This is a genomic window from Streptomyces albicerus, from assembly GCF_008905045.1.
In the GTDB taxonomy this organism is placed as follows: domain Bacteria; phylum Actinomycetota; class Actinomycetes; order Streptomycetales; family Streptomycetaceae; genus Streptomyces; species Streptomyces albicerus.
On sequence record NZ_VWMY01000011.1, the window covers coordinates 62,531 to 80,000 of the forward strand.

General features: G+C 70.2%; 13 protein-coding genes. 3 read left to right on the forward strand and 10 right to left on the reverse strand.

Going from position 1 to position 17,470, the window contains the following annotated elements:
• Positions 1 to 21: 21 nt before the first annotated feature.
• Complete coding sequence (locus tag GAS53_RS11395; RefSeq protein ID WP_151477382.1) at positions 22 to 363, reverse strand: VOC family protein; 342 nt, start codon at positions 361 to 363, stop codon at positions 22 to 24.
• A 167-nt stretch (positions 364 to 530) separates the two neighbouring features.
• Between GAS53_RS11395 and GAS53_RS11400 the strand changes: the two genes are divergently transcribed.
• Positions 531 to 1,436 (forward strand): helix-turn-helix domain-containing protein, encoded by a 906-nt coding sequence (locus tag GAS53_RS11400; RefSeq protein WP_151477383.1) that lies wholly within the window; start codon positions 531 to 533, stop codon positions 1,434 to 1,436.
• Positions 1,437 to 1,464: 28 nt separating this feature from the next.
• Here GAS53_RS11400 and GAS53_RS11405 read toward each other — a convergent pair whose 3' ends face one another.
• The gene (locus GAS53_RS11405) at positions 1,465 to 2,280 is read right to left on the reverse strand and encodes an SAM-dependent methyltransferase (RefSeq protein WP_151477384.1); all 816 of its coding nucleotides are present in this window, start codon (positions 2,278 to 2,280) and stop codon (positions 1,465 to 1,467) included.
• 296 nt (positions 2,281 to 2,576) lie between these two features.
• Positions 2,577 to 3,029: a phospholipase gene (locus GAS53_RS11410; RefSeq protein WP_151477385.1), complete on the reverse strand. Its 453-nt coding sequence runs from the start codon at positions 3,027 to 3,029 to the stop codon at positions 2,577 to 2,579.
• Positions 3,030 to 3,504: 475 nt separating this feature from the next.
• Between GAS53_RS11410 and GAS53_RS11415 the strand changes: the two genes are divergently transcribed.
• Positions 3,505 to 5,040: a purple acid phosphatase family protein gene (locus tag GAS53_RS11415; RefSeq protein WP_151477386.1), complete on the forward strand. Its 1,536-nt coding sequence runs from the start codon at positions 3,505 to 3,507 to the stop codon at positions 5,038 to 5,040.
• A gap of 31 nt (positions 5,041 to 5,071) precedes the next feature.
• Here GAS53_RS11415 and GAS53_RS11420 read toward each other — a convergent pair whose 3' ends face one another.
• The 5 genes from GAS53_RS11420 to GAS53_RS11440 all read right to left on the reverse strand — a co-directional run bounded on the left by GAS53_RS11420 (position 5,072) and on the right by GAS53_RS11440 (position 11,384).
• A complete protein-coding gene (locus tag GAS53_RS11420; RefSeq protein WP_151477387.1) occupies positions 5,072 to 6,265 on the reverse strand; it encodes an amidohydrolase family protein in 1,194 nt (397 codons plus the stop codon).
• Between the two features lie 30 nt (positions 6,266 to 6,295).
• Complete coding sequence (locus GAS53_RS11425; RefSeq protein WP_151477388.1) at positions 6,296 to 7,699, reverse strand: type I glutamate--ammonia ligase; 1,404 nt, start codon at positions 7,697 to 7,699, stop codon at positions 6,296 to 6,298.
• Between the two features lie 215 nt (positions 7,700 to 7,914).
• Positions 7,915 to 9,555, reverse strand: coding sequence for a thiamine pyrophosphate-binding protein (locus GAS53_RS11430; RefSeq protein ID WP_151477389.1), 1,641 nt, complete (start codon positions 9,553 to 9,555; stop codon positions 7,915 to 7,917).
• Positions 9,552 to 10,337, reverse strand: a complete 786-nt coding sequence (locus tag GAS53_RS11435) for a cyclase family protein (RefSeq protein WP_151477390.1) — start codon at positions 10,335 to 10,337, stop codon at positions 9,552 to 9,554. Before GAS53_RS11435 ends, GAS53_RS11430 begins: the two co-directional genes overlap by 4 nt.
• Before the next feature lie 249 nt (positions 10,338 to 10,586).
• Complete coding sequence (locus GAS53_RS11440; protein WP_151477391.1) at positions 10,587 to 11,384, reverse strand: PIG-L deacetylase family protein; 798 nt, start codon at positions 11,382 to 11,384, stop codon at positions 10,587 to 10,589.
• A gap of 251 nt (positions 11,385 to 11,635) precedes the next feature.
• Between GAS53_RS11440 and GAS53_RS11445 the strand changes: the two genes are divergently transcribed.
• Positions 11,636 to 13,384, forward strand: a complete 1,749-nt coding sequence (locus GAS53_RS11445) for a serine/threonine-protein kinase (RefSeq protein WP_151477392.1) — start codon at positions 11,636 to 11,638, stop codon at positions 13,382 to 13,384.
• Positions 13,385 to 13,475: 91 nt separating this feature from the next.
• Here GAS53_RS11445 and GAS53_RS11450 read toward each other — a convergent pair whose 3' ends face one another.
• Both GAS53_RS11450 and GAS53_RS11455 read right to left on the reverse strand, forming a co-directional pair.
• Positions 13,476 to 15,281, reverse strand: coding sequence for an RICIN domain-containing protein (locus GAS53_RS11450; protein ID WP_151477393.1), 1,806 nt, complete (start codon positions 15,279 to 15,281; stop codon positions 13,476 to 13,478).
• Positions 15,282 to 15,309: 28 nt separating this feature from the next.
• On the reverse strand, positions 15,310 to 17,436 hold the full coding sequence (locus tag GAS53_RS11455) for a beta-galactosidase (protein ID WP_151477394.1): 2,127 nt from the start codon (positions 17,434 to 17,436) through the stop codon (positions 15,310 to 15,312).
• Positions 17,437 to 17,470: the final 34 nt, after the last annotated feature.

Consider the following 17,470-nt stretch of genomic DNA (forward strand, 5'->3'; position numbering starts at 1 on the left):
TGGGCGACGGGTGCGGGCGGATCAGTGTGAAGCGCCGCCGAATCCGAACTCGTTGCCGTCCGGATCGTGGTACGTGATCTTGCGCATGCCTTCCGGGTAGGTCGCGCGGCTCGTGGGCTTCAGCCCCCGATCGGCGATCTGGGCGACGCGGGCATCGAGGTCGTCGACGAGGATGGTGTGCATGGCGTGGCCGGCCTGCTCGGGCCGCTCCGCGATGTACACGTACCGATGTTCCGCGAGTTCCCACACGGCTTCCGTGTCGTTCGGGACGAACGCCGGTGGGGAGCCGAGGAGCCGTTCGTACCAGGCCACTGCCGTGGCGTAGTCGTTGACCGGGATGCCTGCGAAGAGGTCGAGGGGCATGCCGTCATGGTAGGTCCGGCGCCTTGGTGAATCACGGCTCCACTCGCACCCCACCAGCAACGAGTCCATTCCCATGACTCGAAGATCATGTACAGGACAGCCCCTAGGATGGCTAGCCGCAGCGCTTGCACGCGTGCAGAGTTGGGTTCACCGCAGGGAGCATGCCCATGGGCACCACAGAGGCCGCATACACACCCTCCGACAGCGGGGTCCTGGACAGCCGGTCGGTCGGCCCCATGGTGCCGCGCCTGATACTGGGCGCACGGCTGCGCAGGCTGCGGGAGGAGCGGCGCATCTCCCGTGAGGCCGCGGGTCACGTCATCCGCGCCTCCCGGTCCAAGATCAGCCGGCTGGAGGGTGGTCGCCACGGGTTCAAACTGCGTGACGTGGCCGATCTGCTCACCCTCTACGGAGTCACGGACGAGGCCGAACGCGCCACCTTGCTGGCCTTGGCCGAACAGGCCAACACCCCCGCCTGGTGGCAGTACTACAACGACGTGGTGCCCGCCTGGATGCAGGCCTACCTCGGGGCCGAACAGGCAGCGAGTCTCATCCGCTGCTTCGAGGTCCAGCGTGTTCCCTGCTTGCTGCAGACCCCCGACTATGCGCGTGCCGCCGTCCGGCTTGCCCACCCGGGCGCCGATGCGGAGGAGATCGACCGGCGCGTCGCGTTGCGGATGACACGCCGGCGCATCCTGCACCGGGAGCCGGCGACTCAGCTCTGGGCCGTGATCGACGAGGCGGCGCTTCGTCGCCCGGTGGGCGGCACCAGCACGATGCGCGCCCAGCTCAGGCATCTCATCGAGATCTGCCAACTCCCGCAGGTCACCGTCCAGATCATGCCGTTCCACGTCGGCGGCCACGCCGCGGAAGGCGGTCCGGTCACCATCCTGCGCCTGCCCGGCGGTCAGTTGCCCGACGTGGTCTACCTCGAACAGCTCGCCACCGCCCTCTATCCCGACAAGCCCGCCGAGATCGAGTGCTACTGGGACGTCATGAACCGCCTGGTGGTCGAGGCCGAATCACCGGACGAGACGCCCACGATCCTCCATCGCATCCTCCAGGAAACCTGATCCCGGAGGTGGGTCGGCCGTCGGCGGGTCAGCGCTTGAGGGCGACCCCGCCGTACTGATGTACCTCCGCCGGCAGGCCCCAGGCGCCGGCGTCGGGACGCCAGCGTGAGCACGACGCCACGCCCGGTTCGAGCAGTTCCAGACCCTCGAAGTAGCCCGCGATCTGCTCCGGGCTGCGGAGAATGTACGGGATCGAGCCGCCCTCGTTGTACTGCTGGATGGCCTCGACATAGGCCTTGCTGGTGCTGGTGCTGTCGTACTGCACGAGGTAGCTGCCGGCGGGCAGAGCGTCCACCAGCTGCCGCACGATCGAGCGCGCCTCGTCGTAGTCCTCGATGTGGCCCAGGATGCCCATCAGCATGAGAGCGACGGGCTGGTCGAAGTCCAGCGTCTTCCCGGCTTCCCGCACGATGGTGCTCGGCTCGCGCAGGTCGGCGTCGACATAGTTGGTGACGCCTTCCGGGGTGCTGGTGAGCAGCGCGCGGGCGTGTGCCAGCACCAACGGGTCGTTGTCGACGTAGACGATCCGGCATTCGGGGGCCACCCGCTGCGCGATCTCGTGGGTGTTGTCCACGTTGGGCAGCCCGGTGCCGATGTCCAGGAACTGCCGGATGCCCTCCTCTGCGGCCAGATGACGAACGGCGCGGGCGAGGAAGTACCGGGCGGCACGGGCTCCGGTCTCGATACCGGGGAAGATCGTGCGGAACGCGTCACCGGCCACACGGTCGACTTCGTAGTTGTCCTTCCCCCCCAGCCAGTAGTTCCAGATCCGAGCCGACTGCGGCACGGAGGTATCGATCTTGGAGAGCGCCTCCTGCTTGGAGTTCTCTGCCTCATCAGTCATGGACGCTCCTGTGTGTACGTAGTGCCGGAACCACGAAACCGTCGAACACCAGTTGTGGACGCCCACGTTATTCCCCACGGCCCGACTCATGTAAATCACCGGCCCCAACCTGCCTTTGTGCGACGGCCAGTTGGCTTGTTTGCCTCCTCCGGTGAGGTGTGACGACAAGTCGAGGTGCGGCGCATGAAGGCGGCCGGCAGTGCGCCGATGAGTTGTACGGGAGTGCGAGGGGCGGCACGACGCCGGGCCCCGGCTGGTCGGCCGCCCCCTGTTCACCCGGCTCGGCCGACGGTCTGTCAGCCGAGGGCCCTGACGGCCTGGTAGTAGGTCCACGCCGTGCTGTTGCAGGCGGTCTTCGTCCCGCCGCTGTAGTTGTTGCAGACGCGCTTGAGGTCCTCGTAGAAGGCGCTGTCGAGGCGCGACTTGTTGGCGCTGAAGGTGCCCGCGGCCTTGTAGTTGCGGTAGCCGAAGTCGTGGCGTGCGCAGGACGTGGCGAAGGGGAAGCCGAACGGGTTGTCCGGCGAGGAGGAGCAGTAGTCGGTGGACCAGTCGAACTCGTAGGCGGCCCAGGTGGTCTGGTTCGCTCGGGCGGCGGCCCAGAGGCTGTAGCTCGACGCGCTGGTCTGGGTCCAGTTCGCGAGGACCTGGGGCTTGTCGGCGGGAGCGGCGTCAGCGGCTGTGGCGGTGCCGGCGACGGTGATCAGGGCCAGGGCCGAAGCGGCCATACCGGTGGCGAGTCTGCGGTGCATCCCACACCTCCATGAGGCTGCGATCCGCCCATCGGATCGCAGGTTCATGACAAGATGATTCGCCCCTCAAGAGTGCTTTCACACCGCATGCGCCCTAATGGCCCGTTAACTCTGGGGCATGACAGGAGAGCGGAGCGTGAACCGGACGGGAGATCCGGACACGGAAAACGCCTCGCCGCGCTCGACGCCCGGTCATGATCCAGGGCAACTGCGTGGAAATGGTGGCGAAGAACACGTTCGGGCGAGATGCGCGGCCGTTCGGCCGATGCGCCGCTCCGGCTCAGGGTGCGTGACGCTCCCTGCGGATACCGCCAAATCCCTTGCGGTACAAAGGCGTTGGGCCCACGTGGACGAGAGCGCGAGCGTGGAGAAAGATCGAGTATGTCGGCAACCGGGTGGAGATGTCGCATCCCGTACCGGGTGCCGCCGTCGTCACCACCGCCAGCGTTCACCGCGCACGGGCACATACTCAGGCATGCGCTGCTGCTTCTCCGCCCCCCTCGCGGCCCTGTCGGCCCTGCCCTCACCCTGTGAAGTCGTGCGATCCGGCGCCCTCCTCGCCCCCACTCTGCTGCGGGCCGCCGCCGGTGCCTTCCACGGCTCCGCGCGCAAAGGCCACAACCGTCACCCCGACGCCCTGGCGGCCGTCCATCTGGAACTGGTCACCGTGACCGAGGACCGCGCCATCATCACCTGGTACACCGGGGTGCCCGGCACCTACGACGGGCTGGGCCACATGCTCCCCGCCGTCACGGAGGGCGAGGTCGTCTACGGCACCCACCCCGCCCGGCTGGACCGCACCGCGGCGGAGGACCGGCCCACCGCGCACCACCATGTGGAGCTCACGGGCCTGGAGCCGGGGCAGACGTACTACTACCAGGCCCGCTCACGGGGCAAGGCCGCCACGCCCACACCGCTGCACCTCATCCGCGGCAACGCCGTCGGCACCAACCGCTTCGGGCTCGGTTCGAGCGGGGGTCCGTACTCCTTCACCACACCGCAGCCCCCGCCGGGGCGGCATCTGCTGTCGATCGCGCTCTGCAACGACCTCCACGTCGGGGAGACCACCGCCGGTCTGATGGCCGGTGTGCCCCTGCTGCGCGGGGTGACGCAGGAGCCGGGGCTCGCGCCGTATCCGGAGATCATGAGCCGAGCCCTGGTGGAGGAGGCCCAGCGGCGCGGAGCGGACCTGCTGCTGGCCGCAGGGGACATCTCGGCCGGCGGCGCGCTGCGGGATCTGGCCGAGGCCAAGCGGATCCTGGACGGCTTCGGCACACACGGGCAGGACTACTTCGTCGTGCGCGGGAACCACGACCGGCCCCGTCGCGACGGCGATGGTGACGCCTTCCGCGACGGGTTCCTCGGCGGCGAGGGACCCGCCTACTTCGCCCGCGACCTCGGCGGACTGCGCATCGTCGGGCTCGACACATACGAGAAGGACGGCAACGGCGCCGACGCCGGCGGGCTCGGTGCCGAGCAACTGTACTGGTTCAAGGATCAGTTGAAGGAGCACAGGGACCAGCCCACCGTCGTGTTCGGCCACCATCCGCTGACCGTACGGGACTCCGTCTTCCCCGTGGCCCGCGGTCAGCGACTGGGCCGCCGCCAGGCCCGCTCAATCCTCGACGCCTACGCCGCCGCGCCCGGTGTCTTCCTCCACCATGCGGGCCACACCCACCGCAACAAGCGCACCGTCCTGCCGCAGGCCCCGCACGTCACCCTGCAGGAGGTCAGCGCCGTCAAGGACTATCCCGGCGGCTTCTGCCTGCTCCGGATCCACTCTGGCGGCTACGCCCTCAACCACTACAAGACCAGCAGCGCCCAGGCCCGCGAATGGGGCGAGCGCAGCCGCCGGGTGGCCGGAGGTCTGTGGCCGCACCACGCTCTCGGCCGCTCGGTCGGCGACCGCAACAGCATGACCCCCCACGACCTGTCGGGCATCAGCCCTGTCCGACTCGCGGCCACCGGGCCGGCGGATCTCCGTCACAGCCTCGACACCGCCGGATCATAGACATCCGGGGAACACCCTTCCCCGGACGTGGTCAGGTCGTAGCCGAGCCCTGACCATGCCGCTCGGGGAGGCCGTAGACGCGGCGGGCGTTGTCGCGTCCCGTCCATCTCGCGACGCGGAGGGCGTCGGGCAGGCTCAGGTCGTCGGCATTCACCCGGTCCTGGAGCAGCCCGGCCAGCCCTTGACGGAACGCGAGCGCGCCGAGCTGGTAGAACTCCGCGACTCCATAGGCGTCGGAGCTGTAGAGCAGTTTGCGGAACGGGGTGATCTCGAGCGCCTCCTCCAGGATCACGCGGGCCCGGGCGGGGCCGACGTAGTGCAGGGCGAGTCCGACATCGAGGTACACCCGCTCGAAGACCGTAGCCAGGTAGGCGGCCTGTCGCTGGTACGGCCAGCAGTGCAGCAACAGCACCGGAATGGTGCCCGAGGTCAGGTGCAGCCAGTCGGTGAGACGGGTGGGGTCCACCCGGTGCATCCGGATGTCGCTGTCCCCGAGTCCGGTGTGCAGCTGGAGGGGGAGCCCGAGATCCACGGCGGTCCACAGCAAGTGACGTACGAGGACGGGGTCTGCCAGTCGGCCGCGCCCCTCGGCGGTCTCGAACCAGCGCCGGGCCGCTTCCGTGACCTCCGCCGCCGAAGGCCTGCTCGGGTCCAGGTCGAAGCCGGTGCGATAGGCGGCCACGGACTTCACCGCCACCACGCCCGGCCGTGCGATGGCGTCCTGTACGGCCGAGACGAACCCGGGCGCGTACTCGTCCGGCTCCGCTCCCCTCGCCGCGACGGCCTCGGCGACGCTCTCCAGGCGTACGACCTCGTACGCCTCGGCCGTGCCGCCCGCGGCGTCGGCGAGTTCCGTCGGGGTCGTGATGCGGTCCGGGGCGTATCCGGTGTCGACGCAGAACACCCCGGTGCCGGCGGCCGCGACGAACCTCCGGTTCACCTCGCGCCAGCCCAGTTCGGCCCGCCGGGCCAGGTATTCGGTGGCGGGCGCGTGCCGCGGCAGGTCCAGTACGGGAGCGCAGTGGCGGCGGACGGCCACGCCGACGGGGCTGTCGAAGGACGAGATGCCACTGCCGGGCCATACATCGCCCTCGGTGATCAGCGACTCGTACCGCTCCGCGCCGAGGTCGGCGGTGACGACGCCGTGGCAGTGGTGGTCCACGAGGGACAGCCCGGCGACGGCCTCGTGCACGGGCCCGAAGGCATGGTGTGACGCGGTGCTCACCCGTTCCACCCGATCTTCCGATCCCTCCGGTCAGTACTTCCACCGGTACGCGGCCGCCACCAGCTCGTCGTCCAGCCCGTCCACGGCCGCGATCTCCCCGAGTCGCACGGCGATCACGGCGTCGGCCAGGACCGGTCCCAGCGCCGCGCGGAGCCGTTCGTCCTTGCGGAACTCCTCGATGGCCTCGTCCAGCGACGTCGGCAGGCGGCGCACGCCCCGGGCCACGGCTTCCTCGGCGCTGAACCGGGCGGGATCCCCGGTGATCTCACCGGGCAGGGACGAGGACGACTCCAGGCCGTCAAGACCGGCGGCGATGAGGGATCCGAGCGCGAGGTACGGGTTGGCCGCCAGGTCGACCGGCTTCACCTCCAGGTTCGCGGCCTGGTCGCGCACACCCGCCGTGCCGGTGATGACGCGCACCGCGGATTCACGGGTCTCCAGGCCCCAGGCGGTGAACACCCCCGCCCACTGGGAGGGTTTGAGCCGCAGATAGCTGGCCGGGCTCGGGGCGGTCACGGCCGTGAGGGCCGCCAGGTGCGCGAGCACTCCGGCCGCGAACGACTCGGCCGCGGCGGTCATGCCGTAGCGGCGGTCGCCGCCGGCGTGCAGGTTCGCCCCGGCACGCCAGGCCGAGAGGTGCACATGGCCGCCGTTGCCGACGCCTTCGGCCAGGACGGCCGGCGAGAACGACACCTTGAGGCCGTGCCGCTGCGACACCGCCCGGATGGTCTGCCGTACGAGCACGCTCCGGTCGGCCGCGGCCACCGGGTCGAGCGCGCCCACCGAGATCTCGAACTGCTCGGCCGCGTACTCGGGATGGATCTGGTCGATGTCCACGCCCTGCGCCGCGAACGCCGCCATCAGCCCCGCCGTGTAGTCGCTCAGCTCGACCTGCCGGGTGGCGCTGTAGGCCGGTCCGGAGAGCGCGGGGACGAACTCGTCACCGGAGGTCCAGCCCAGTCCGATGGCCCACTCGACCTCGACGGCCCCCTTGAACGTGATGCCGTGGTCGCGGGCGGCCTCCGCGACGATCCGGCGCAGGAAGGTGCGGCTGCACGCCGGGTGCCGGCCGCCCTCCTGGGTGATCCGGTCGACCGGGGCCCACGCCCAGCCGGGCTGCCCCGACAGGACCACCAGCTGGTCGAGGTCGGGGTAGAGGCGAAGGTCACCGTCCGGCGAGCCGAGCACATCGGTTGCGACGATGGAGTCGTTCGCCAGAAAGGTGTCGAACACCGGCGACATGCCGACGCCCCAGGCCGCCGCCGAGGCGAGCCGTGCCACCGGGATCGTCTTCACCCGGCCGATGCCCGCGGTGTCGACGTAGGACAGGACGATGCCGTGCACGCCCCGCCCGGGCAGCTCCACGCTCAGCGCGGTGGCCCGCTCGACATCGCCGGGGCGCCCGCCCGGGACGGGGTCGGCGAGGGTGGTCATACGTCCTCCTTGGCGAGCTGGGCAGTACTGCGTCCGCGCCTCCCGGAACGGTGCGGCGCCTGCACACCGTAGGGCGGTTCGATGCTCACGCAGATGCGGTGGGCGGGCAAGTCCGCCTTGTGTTCGCCGCGCGGCGACGCCCGTCCCGTACGTTGCCGCGCGACTCCCGCCCCGTACGTTGCCGCGCGACGCCCGCCCCGTACTCGACATCTGCCTCAATGTCCGCGGAACGCCTCCTCCAGCCACCAGGCACCTCGGTCGCTGACCACCTTGGCGTCGATGAGCAAAGGCGCGGATCGTGGCCCGGCGAGCCAGTCCTCGACAGGCTTCAGATCCGCCCGCGTACGCACGGTCACCGCCTCGAAGCCGTACCCTCGCGCCACGGCGGCGACGTCCGTAGGCGGGAACTCGACTGTCCCGAGCGGATGTCCCTCGGGCCCGAAGTGGTGCACCTCCGCCCCGTAGGCATCGTCGTTGTACACGACGACCACCATCGGCAGCCCGAGGCGGCGCACCGTGTCGAGTTCCGCGGCGCCCATCAGCGCGCCGCCGTCCCCGAGCGCGGCCACCGGAAGCCGGTCAGGCCGCGCCAGTGCCGCGCCGATCGCAGTCGCAAGGCCCAGGCCGATCGACTGGAACGCCTGGGTGAAGCACAGGCCGTTCTCGTCCGGCACCGACAAGTACATGCTCGGGTAGCCCATGAAGTTGCCTGAGTCCACGCCGATCACCCGCTCCGCGGGGAGGATGTCGTCGAGCGCGATGCTCAGCGTTCGCGGGTCGATCCGCTCCCGGCTGCTCGTGTCCTCGTACGGCACATCACGCCAGCGCACGCGGGCGGCGATGGCTTCGGCGATGTCGGTGGTCCGGTAACCCTGCCGTGTCCCGCCGCTCGTCTCGAGCACGCGCCGTGCCGTGAGTTCCACGTCGCCGGTGACCCCGAGCTGCACGTCCCGGTGAACGCCGAGCGCCGACGCGTCGTCGTCGATCTGCACGACGGTCGTGTCGGCCCCGATCAGGCGGCCGTGCCGCATCGTCCACATGTTCAGCGCGCAGCCCCAGCCCACGATCGTGTCCGCGGCCGAGATCAGTTCGGCTGCCAGGGGCGAGGAGAAACCTCCGGACACATCGAGCGACCAGGGGTTGCCGTGGAACAGGCCGCGCGCCACGGCCGACGTCGCCAGCAGCGCACCGTAGCGCTCGGCGACTGCCTCGAGACCATCCCGGGCGCCTGGCGAGCGTGCTCCCCGGCCGGCCACGAAGACCGGCCGTCGAGCCCGTTCGAGTACCCGCGTCAACGCCGCCACGTCGGCCGCCGCCGGCTCGACCGCCACCCGTTCCGGCAGCGGCGTGGCCGGCGTGAGCGCACCATCGGGCACGTCCAGTGCCTGCACGCCCAAGGGGAGGTTGAGCAGCACGGTGCGCCGTTCGTGCAACGCGCGCTGCGCCGCGGCGCGGGCCTGCCCCACCGCGTCCTCCGCGGACGTGACCCGTGCCGTGAGCGCCCCGAGCGCGTGCGCCAGCGCCTCCTGGTCGACGTGGAAATTGGACCTCGGTTCGGTCGCCTCGGCCGCGAGCACAAGGAGGGGCGTACGGCTCTTGGCCGCCTCGGCGACACCGGTGAGGGCGTTCGTCAGACCGGGCCCCTGATGGACGCTCAGCGCGGTCACCGTGCCGCTCATGCGCGCGTACGCGTCGGCCATCGTCGCCGCACCGCCTTCGTGGCGTGCGGCTACGAACCGCGAACCCGCCGCGACCATGGCATTGGTGAGATGGAAGTTGCCCGATCCGACCACGCCGAAGACATGGCCGACGCCGGCCGCGGACAGCGCCCGCCCGACGGCCTCCGCGACCTTCATGAGCGCTCCACCAGCGCGAGCACCCGCGCGGGAGCCCCGGACCCCGTGACGATGGGCAACGGTCCCGCGATGACGACGCAGCCGGTGGCCGGCAGCGCCGCCAGGTTCTGCAACTGGGTCAGTCCGTACTTGTCACTGCCCATGAGATACGAGTGACACGGGAAGGCCGGGTCGAACGCGTGCCCACGTCCCGCGTCGGTGCCCACCGTCTCGACTCCGAGGCCGATCACCGGTGACTCCTGAGCCACCCAACGGGCGCATTCCGGCGACAGGCCAGGGGTGTGCGGGCCGCTCTCGTCCGCGTTCAGGAACGCCTCCTGCGAGTGCGAGCGGGCGTCCCAGCCGGTGCGCAGCAACAGCCAGCCGCCGTCGGGCAACGGCCCGTTCTCGGTTTCCCAGGCCCGCACGTGCTCCACCTCCACGAGGAAGTCCGGGTTCTCCTCCGCTTCGGCGGTGAAGTCCAGTACGGCGGCCGGTGCGATCAGCCGACGCGCGGGCACGGAGGCCACGTCGGCGAGGTCCTTCCCGGTCACCCAGTGGTTCGGGGCGTCGAAGTGGGTACCGGTGTGCTCGCCGCTGCGGAAGTTGTTCCAGTACCAGGCCGGTCCCCGGTCGTCGTACCGGCTGATCTCGTCCAGTTCGAACACCGCCGTCTGGCCGAACTCCGGCGGCAGTTGGATCACCGGTGTCGACGACGACAACGGCGACGTGAGGTCGACGACGTCGATCGACCCACCCCGCAACCCGGACACCAGCGAAGCGAGAACGGACGGCTCGGGCATGAGGGCCTCCTGAGTCAACGCGGAACTGACAGCATGGCAGCCTGATGTGACGGCCGTTCAGATGAATGAGCCGGTGTCTCGCCCGGACCGAAGCAACCGAGGGGCCGCCGCCTCGCCGTGCCGGCGCCCGGAGGGCCGGCACAGACGGTTCCGTGGTAGGGACAGTCCAGTTGAGGCGATCGACGGGCCTCAGTCGCCATGGACGTTCCGCGGATCTCCTTCGCCCAGAGCGGTACGCCGCCCGGGGCGTCACTGCTCCCAAGGCGGAGGCCCCTCGAAGGCGAGTTGGTGCACGTCGAAGAGGACCGCGGCCTCGACGCCGAGCGCCGGTCCGCTCTGCCTGGCTGCCCACGTCAGGAAGGGGCGGGGCTCGAAGCCCTGCGCCCCGAGCCCCTTGGTGTACTCGGCGTGGGCGGCCAACGAGGCGATACCCCGCTCCAGGGGCTCACCGGTGACGTCCACGCCGTGCGTGGGCTTCTCGGCACCGGCGAGACACACGAAGCGGACTCCGCCCCAGGGTTCGAGGCCCTCGTCGGCGAGCTCCGGGAAGATCCAGCGGTTGCCCGCGTCCCGTGCCGCGTCGAGCGCCGCGAGTCCCACCGCGCGATGGTCGGCCTGGTTGGTCACGCCGGCGACCATGCGCACGGTGAACGCCCCCGACACCACGACCTCGGGCCGGTGGCGGCGGACGGCCCGCACGATGTCACGGCGCAACGGCGGGCCGTACTCGACGATCCCGTCGGAATGATCGAGGAACTCCACCGTGTCCACACCGACTTCGCGGGCCCCTGCCCGCTCCTCGACCTCACGCAGCGGCCCCACCTGGTCCGGGTGCATCCCGTCGATGCCCGCCTCGCCGCGAGTGGCGAGCAGATACGTGACCCGCTTGCCCTGGGCCGTCCACCGGGCCACAGCCGATGCCGTCCCGTACTCGATGTCGTCCGGGTGGGCCGCCACGGCCAGGCAGCTCTCCCAGTCCTCCGGCAGGGGCGGCAGTGCGCTCCCGGCGCCGAATCCGCCGGGACCCGCGTTTTCGAGAGTCGTCATGCCCCAGATGATTACGGTCCCGACGCCTCGGCCGACAGAGGCGCGTGCACGTATATCCATGGGGCACCAGAACAAGCCATCCCACGTGACTCACGTGGCGGAAGTGATTGAAACCCTGAACGTGGGCCAAGGCTGGGTTAACCTCGTTTTCCCTTGCGTCCGAACAGGCATACGGCGAAAACCACTTCGGGGGATCCGTGTCAGAACAGCGGCCGGTGCCACCGGACTTAGCAACGAGCGAGGCTGCCGCGTTGCGGCAGACCGGTGCCTCACCCCTGGTCCCGAACACCCCGGACCGCATCGGCCCTTATGTGCCGCTGGCGCTGCTCGGCAGCGGCGGTATGGGACGGGTCTATCTCGCACGTCCCGCGGACGGCAGCCCCGCGCTGGTCGCGGTGAAGGTGATCCGACCGGAATACGCGGACGACCCCAGCTTCCGGCGCCGGTTCGAGCGTGAGGCGTCGGTGCACGCCCAGGTCCGTACGCCGCACACGCCGAAGTTGTGCGGCACGGGCTTTCAGGACGAACTGCTGTGGATGGCCACCGAGTACCTGCCGGGGCTCGATCTGGCGGATGCCGTGCGTGCGGACGGCGCCCTGGAGACGGCCGCGGTGTGGCGGCTGGTGGCGGAGCTGGGCCGGGCGCTCGCCGCCCTCGCCGCCGCGGGGATCGTGCACCGGGATCTGAAGCCGTCCAACGTGCTGCTGTGCGTCCGGGGCGCGTATGTGATCGACTTCGGCCTGTCGAAGGCCGTGGACGCGAGCGCGCTCACCGGCACGGGCAACCGGGTGGGGACTCCGGCCTACATGTCGCCGGAGCACCTGAGGACGGGCACGTGCGACACGGCGTCGGACGTGTTCTCTCTGGCCGGAACTCTGGTCTACGCGGCGACGGGGCGTGCTCCGTTCGGCGACGGCTCGGGGGTCGACGTGATGCACCGAGTGGCGTTCGAGGAGCCGAATCCGGAGCTGATCGGTGAGATCTCGGCGGCGGATGCGCCACTCGGCTCGCTGCTCTCCGCCTGTCTGGCCAAGGAGCCCGAGCGGCGGCCCACTCCGCAGGACCTGATCGACGCGGCCGAGGCACATGCCGGTACGTCCGTCTGGCCCGAGCCGCTGGGCGGCACAGTGCTGGCCCGGCAGGACGCGTACGAGGTGCTGCTCAGCCTCCCCGTCGAACGGAAGGCTCGCTCACAGCCCCCGATCCAGACCCCGGACGATCGGCCTTGGGCGGTGCCGCCGCCCCCGCCCGAGCCGGTGAGTCGGCCTGCTCCGCCCGCTTTCGGAGCACCGATGGAGGCGACAGGCCCCGCCGTCACGCCACCGGAGCGGTCACGCCCGGTGGGAGCCCGCACCTGGGCCCAGAAGAAGCCGGTGCTGGCCGTCGCCGCTGGCATCACCGTCTGCGCGGTGGCCGCGGCGGTCTTCGTGCTCACCCGTCAGGACGCCCCCGCGACCGCCTCCTCCCCCGGAGCCAGTGCGCCGACCGGCGGCACCGTGCCCGGTGATGCCGGTTTGCCGCCGGTGCCCGGGACCTCGGACGGGAGTTCTGGGTCCGGCAAGAGTCCGGACGGTGCCGCGAACACCGACGGCGACGCCTCACGTCCTGAGGTCTCCGACTCCTCCGCGGACAGCGACTCCTCGGACGCCGACCGCGGAAACGCTCCCTCGGCTCCCGGTACCGAATCCAGTACTCCCACGTACGCGGCTCCGTCCCCGACCGGCCCGCCCGCCGAGCAGCCCGCAACCCCGTCCTGGATCTCCGACTGCACGCACTACTCCGGCAACGGACGCACACGTCAGGGAGACAGCGGCAAACGCGTGCTGCAGGTGCAGTGCGTACTGACGAAGCGCGGGTACGGCGTGGGCAGCACGGGCGTCGACGGCAACTTCGGTCCCGGAACGGAGTCCGCGGTGCGCAGCTTCCAGAGCGACAAGGGGCTGGACGCCGACGGCATCGTCGGCCGCGAGACCTGGACCGCTCTGCGCAGCACCGCGTGAAGTCCTGGCGCAGGACAACGTTCGGGCTGTCGCCGAACGTTGTCCTCGCCGCATCCTCGAAGTCCTGCGTCGCGTCCTCGAATCTCGGAACCTACTGGACGAGCTCCCACTCCTGGGAGCCGTCCGTGGCCGCGTTCTGCAAGGTGAGCGGCGCCCCTTCGGACGCACCGGTCAGATACAGGTTCGTGTTCTTGACCGCCTGCAACTTGTAGAACCCGTCGTCGGTCTTGATCAGGTTCCAGCTGCCGGTGGCGCTGTCGTCGACCCACTGGCCGATCCGCTGGCCGACCGTCGCGTTGCCGGTCCAGATGGCTGCCGCGCGGCCGCCCGACTTGTTCAGCAGCGTCACGCCGCCCTTCGGCTCGGTCATCACGTGCCAGTACTGGGTGTCCGCGTTCCCCGCTGAGCCGGGGTCCTCCAGGACGACGTCAGGAACGTCTCCGTTACCGATGTTCGCGTCGTTGGTCTTGTTCCCGGTACCGATCACCTGGTCGGTCTTCCGGTTCACCAACTGGTAGTACGCACCCTCCGAGTGGCCGAGATCAAGGTCGGCGTAGGCGAGCGTCGAGGTGCCCTGGTTGCGGAGGATCGAGATGCGGCCGGTGCCCTCGACGTACGTCAGGTTGCGGCTGTAGCCGCCTCCCAGGGTCGTCTGGTACTCCTTCCACACGCCGTCGCTGCGTCCGCTCTCGTTGACCCAGACGTTGCCACTGCCGGCGGCGTTGTACACCAGGCGCCCCCCGGGAAGCCTGATGATGACCGGACTGCCGCCCCTCGAGAGAGGACGGGAGCCGGTGTCGACCGGCAGAGAGGCCACGTCTGTGCCGGTGGCGGAGCCTCGGTAGAACTGCAGCGGGTTGTCGGCGATCACGTACCTGGTGTTGGCTCCGCCGGCCCAGTACTCGAAGGGGAGGATCCACTTGCCGTCCGTCGTCCGGACGACGTTCGTCATGCCCGGCCGGCCGCCTCCGATCTCCTTCTTGCCGCCGCCCATGTCCTGGGTCAGGCCGGCGACGTCCACGACGGGGGCGCTCCAGTTGGCGCTGCGGCCGTCCCAGGTCTTGTGGGCGAGGATCTGGCCGTGCGAATCCTGGGCGGTGTCGTTCGCGGGGTCCAGTGTCGGGACGCCGGTCGCCGCGTCGAAGCCGAGGTAGTCGTTCTCGTCCGAGTAGTAGCAGACGAGCTTGCCCTTGTAGACCATCAGGTACGGCTCCCAAAGGGGATCCACCTGCTTGTTCGTGTTCGCGTTGGCTATGTTCTGCCCGACCGCGCCCGCGCTGCCGCCCTGCCAGCCGCCGGTCGCGATGACGTTGACGACCTTCCACGTCGCACCTTCGTCGGTGCTGGAGTACAGCGCGATCGCCATGTCCTTGCGGTCTCCGTCGTTGGACGGAGTCCAGCTCGGGTCGGCCGCCTTGTGCTCGCGGTAGTAGTAGTCGTCGCCGGACACGACACTCGCGAGGAGCACCGTGCCCTGCTTCAGGTTCCCGACGTCCTGCGGGAGCGTGTAGAGGTAGGGGTTGGTCCAGTTGCTCGTGTACTTCGCGTACTTGGCGTCGCCGGAGAGGTACGCGGGAGCCTTGACCTCCGACAGCGGCTGCCACGTCGTTCCGTGGTCGTCGCTCTTGTACACGGGGAGCGTCTGTCTGTCGGCGCTTCCCGTCTCCGGTACGACCGTGGACTTCTCGAAGGACGCGACCAGACGTCCGCTCGGCAGTTGCGCCGACTTGGGGTAGATCGCGCAGTTGCCGCGCCCCTTGAGGCAGGGTTCATCGCCGAGCTGGTAGAGGATTCCGCCCGTCGGGTTGTACGCCTGCGCACCGGACGCGGGGACGGCCAGCATCGCGGACGTCGCGATGAAGGTTCCCAGCGCCTTCCCCAGCCTTCTTCCTTGCATGGTTCCTCCTTTGGTGAAGCTCGGATGCTCAGGTGTTCGGCTGAACGAGCACGCGTACGTCCCATGGGCCGAGGTCGAGCGCGGTGCCTGCGGGGACGGCGCTGCCGTCCAGTACGTCGGACAACTCCACCGGGGCCTGGACGCGGGCGGGCTCCCAGCTCCAGTTGTGGACCACGTGGACGCGCCGTCCGTCCGGGGACGTCCCGGTCGTCGCGGTGACGGACCCGGGAAGTCCCTGCCATCCGCCGCGCGTTGCAGGCGCCAGCCACGCGGCCAGCGCCTGCGCGAGGCCGCGGCCGGGCACGGTGCCGACGCAGGTGACCTGGCCCGCGCCGTGGCGGCGGGTGGTGACCGCCGGCCAGCGGCCGAAGTGGGGGTGGTCGTACTCGACGAGGACGTCCGCGTCGACGACGGTGAGGCCGTCGGCCCAGCGCGTCGCCGTCGCGTCCTCGGGCAGGTCGAGCGGGCCGCCGGGCACGGCGCGGACCGGGATGTGCTGCGGCAGGTTGCTGAACTCGTCGTACTGGACGCCCGCGGCCTCGACGAGACGTCCGGGGGCCGGCTCCTGCCGAGCGCGGGCCTCGTGGTCGGCGTAGGCGGTGCGCGGGCCGAGGACCAGGTGGCCGCCCGCGTCGGCGTAGGCCCCGAGCCAGTCGATTGTCGCGTCGTCGACGACGTACAGGGCCGGGACGACGAGGACGGGGTGGCGTCGGGCGCCCTCTTCGGGCGTCATGCCCCCCAGTTGCCGGGCGTGGACGATCCGCACCTGGCGGCCGGCGTCGAAGGCGCCGCGGTAGAAGGGGTCGAAGAACCGGTGGTAGGCGGCGGGGTCCGGTTCGCCGTCGGCGGTGGCGAGCGGCGGATACTTCTGCATGAGCCACTTGCTCGGCATCGAGTAGACCATCGCGATGTCGGCGTCCGGCTCGATCCCGGCGACGAGCGGGCCGGCGGCCTCCAACTCCGCGCCGAGACGGGCGATTTCGGCGTACGTACGGCCGGGTCGGCCGCTGTGTGGAAGGACGCCGCCCCAGTATGTCTCCGCGCCGAAGCGCAGTGTCTGCCACTGCCAGTACTCGATCATCCGTGCTCCGCGCGCGACGTGCGCCCACGCGGTCTGCCGCCACTGGCCGTCGTAGCCGGGGCGGTTGTCCCACGGGAAGCCGATGGAATTCGCGTTGGTCTCGGTGACCAGGAACGGTTCCTGGCGCGAGGAGAACATCCAGTCGGCGGCCTGGTACATCGCCCAGACGCCGGTGGTCTTCCAGATCTGCTCGTGGTCCTCGGGCGTCGGGTCGGGCAGCGCGAGGCCGTCCTGCATGTCGTAGTACGGGTTGCCCGAGGCGATGTCGAGGCGGTCCGTCATCTCGTCGTCCTCCACCCCGCGGCGGGTGTACGAGATGCAGGTGGTGACGAAGTGCTCGGGCCGGGCGTACTCGCGGACGATGTCGGCCTGCCAGCCGATGAACTCGGTGACCTGGCGGGCCTGGAACTCCCGCCAGGCGACGTCGTACTGCGGCTGGGCGTTGCCGTCCGGTCTCCACAGGTCGGCCCAGGTGGAGAGGCGGTGCGACCAGTAGACCAGGCCCCATTCGCGGTTGAGGGTCTCGATGTCGCCGTACTTCTCGCGCAGGTGGTCCACGAAACGCTGGAAGACGCCGTGGTTGTGGAAGAGGTGCAGGCCCGGCTCGTTGTCCACCTGCCAGCCGATGACCGCCGGGTGGTCGGCGTACCGGGCGGCCATCTTGCGGATCACGCGCTCGGCGTGGAAGCGGAACGCGGGGTGGGTGAAGTCGGCCTCCTGGCGGGCGCCCCAGCCGAGGCGCTGTCCGGTGGCGTGCTCGCCGGTGATCTCCGGGTACTGGCGGGCCAGCCACGGCGGTACGGCGTACGTCGGTGTGCCGAGGATGACGGAGATGCCGCGTTCGTGGGCGCTGTCGAGGACCGGCTGGAGCCAGTCGAGATCGAAGCGTCCGTTCTCGGGTTCCCAGGTCGACCAGACCGATTCGCCGACCCGGATCACGGTGAAGTGTGCGTCGGCCATCAGGTCGAGGTCGGTCTTGAGCTGTTCATGGGGCGGCGACTGGAGATCGTAGGCGGGCGTGTACTCGTGGTAGTACGCGGCGCCGAAGAGGACACGGGCGGGCAGAACCGCCATGGAGGAACCTCCGGAGGAGTGCGAAGTGCGGAGT

Bases quoted from the DNA above. Each gene is read 5' to 3' on its own strand.
- GAS53_RS11395 (WP_151477382.1), bottom strand. From the start codon at position 363: ATGCCCCTCGACCTCTTCGCAGGCATCCCGGTCAACGACTACGCCACG.
- GAS53_RS11400 (WP_151477383.1), top strand. From the start codon at position 531: ATGGGCACCACAGAGGCCGCATACACACCCTCCGACAGCGGGGTCCTG.
- GAS53_RS11405 (WP_151477384.1), bottom strand. From the start codon at position 2,280: ATGACTGATGAGGCAGAGAACTCCAAGCAGGAGGCGCTCTCCAAGATC.
- GAS53_RS11410 (WP_151477385.1), bottom strand. From the start codon at position 3,029: ATGCACCGCAGACTCGCCACCGGTATGGCCGCTTCGGCCCTGGCCCTG.
- GAS53_RS11415 (WP_151477386.1), top strand. From the start codon at position 3,505: ATGCGCTGCTGCTTCTCCGCCCCCCTCGCGGCCCTGTCGGCCCTGCCC.
- GAS53_RS11425 (WP_151477388.1), bottom strand. From the start codon at position 7,699: ATGACCACCCTCGCCGACCCCGTCCCGGGCGGGCGCCCCGGCGATGTC.
- GAS53_RS11430 (WP_151477389.1), bottom strand. From the start codon at position 9,555: ATGAAGGTCGCGGAGGCCGTCGGGCGGGCGCTGTCCGCGGCCGGCGTC.
- GAS53_RS11435 (WP_151477390.1), bottom strand. From the start codon at position 10,337: ATGCCCGAGCCGTCCGTTCTCGCTTCGCTGGTGTCCGGGTTGCGGGGT.
- GAS53_RS11440 (WP_151477391.1), bottom strand. From the start codon at position 11,384: ATGACGACTCTCGAAAACGCGGGTCCCGGCGGATTCGGCGCCGGGAGC.
- GAS53_RS11450 (WP_151477393.1), bottom strand. From the start codon at position 15,281: ATGCAAGGAAGAAGGCTGGGGAAGGCGCTGGGAACCTTCATCGCGACG.
- GAS53_RS11455 (WP_151477394.1), bottom strand. From the start codon at position 17,436: ATGGCGGTTCTGCCCGCCCGTGTCCTCTTCGGCGCCGCGTACTACCAC.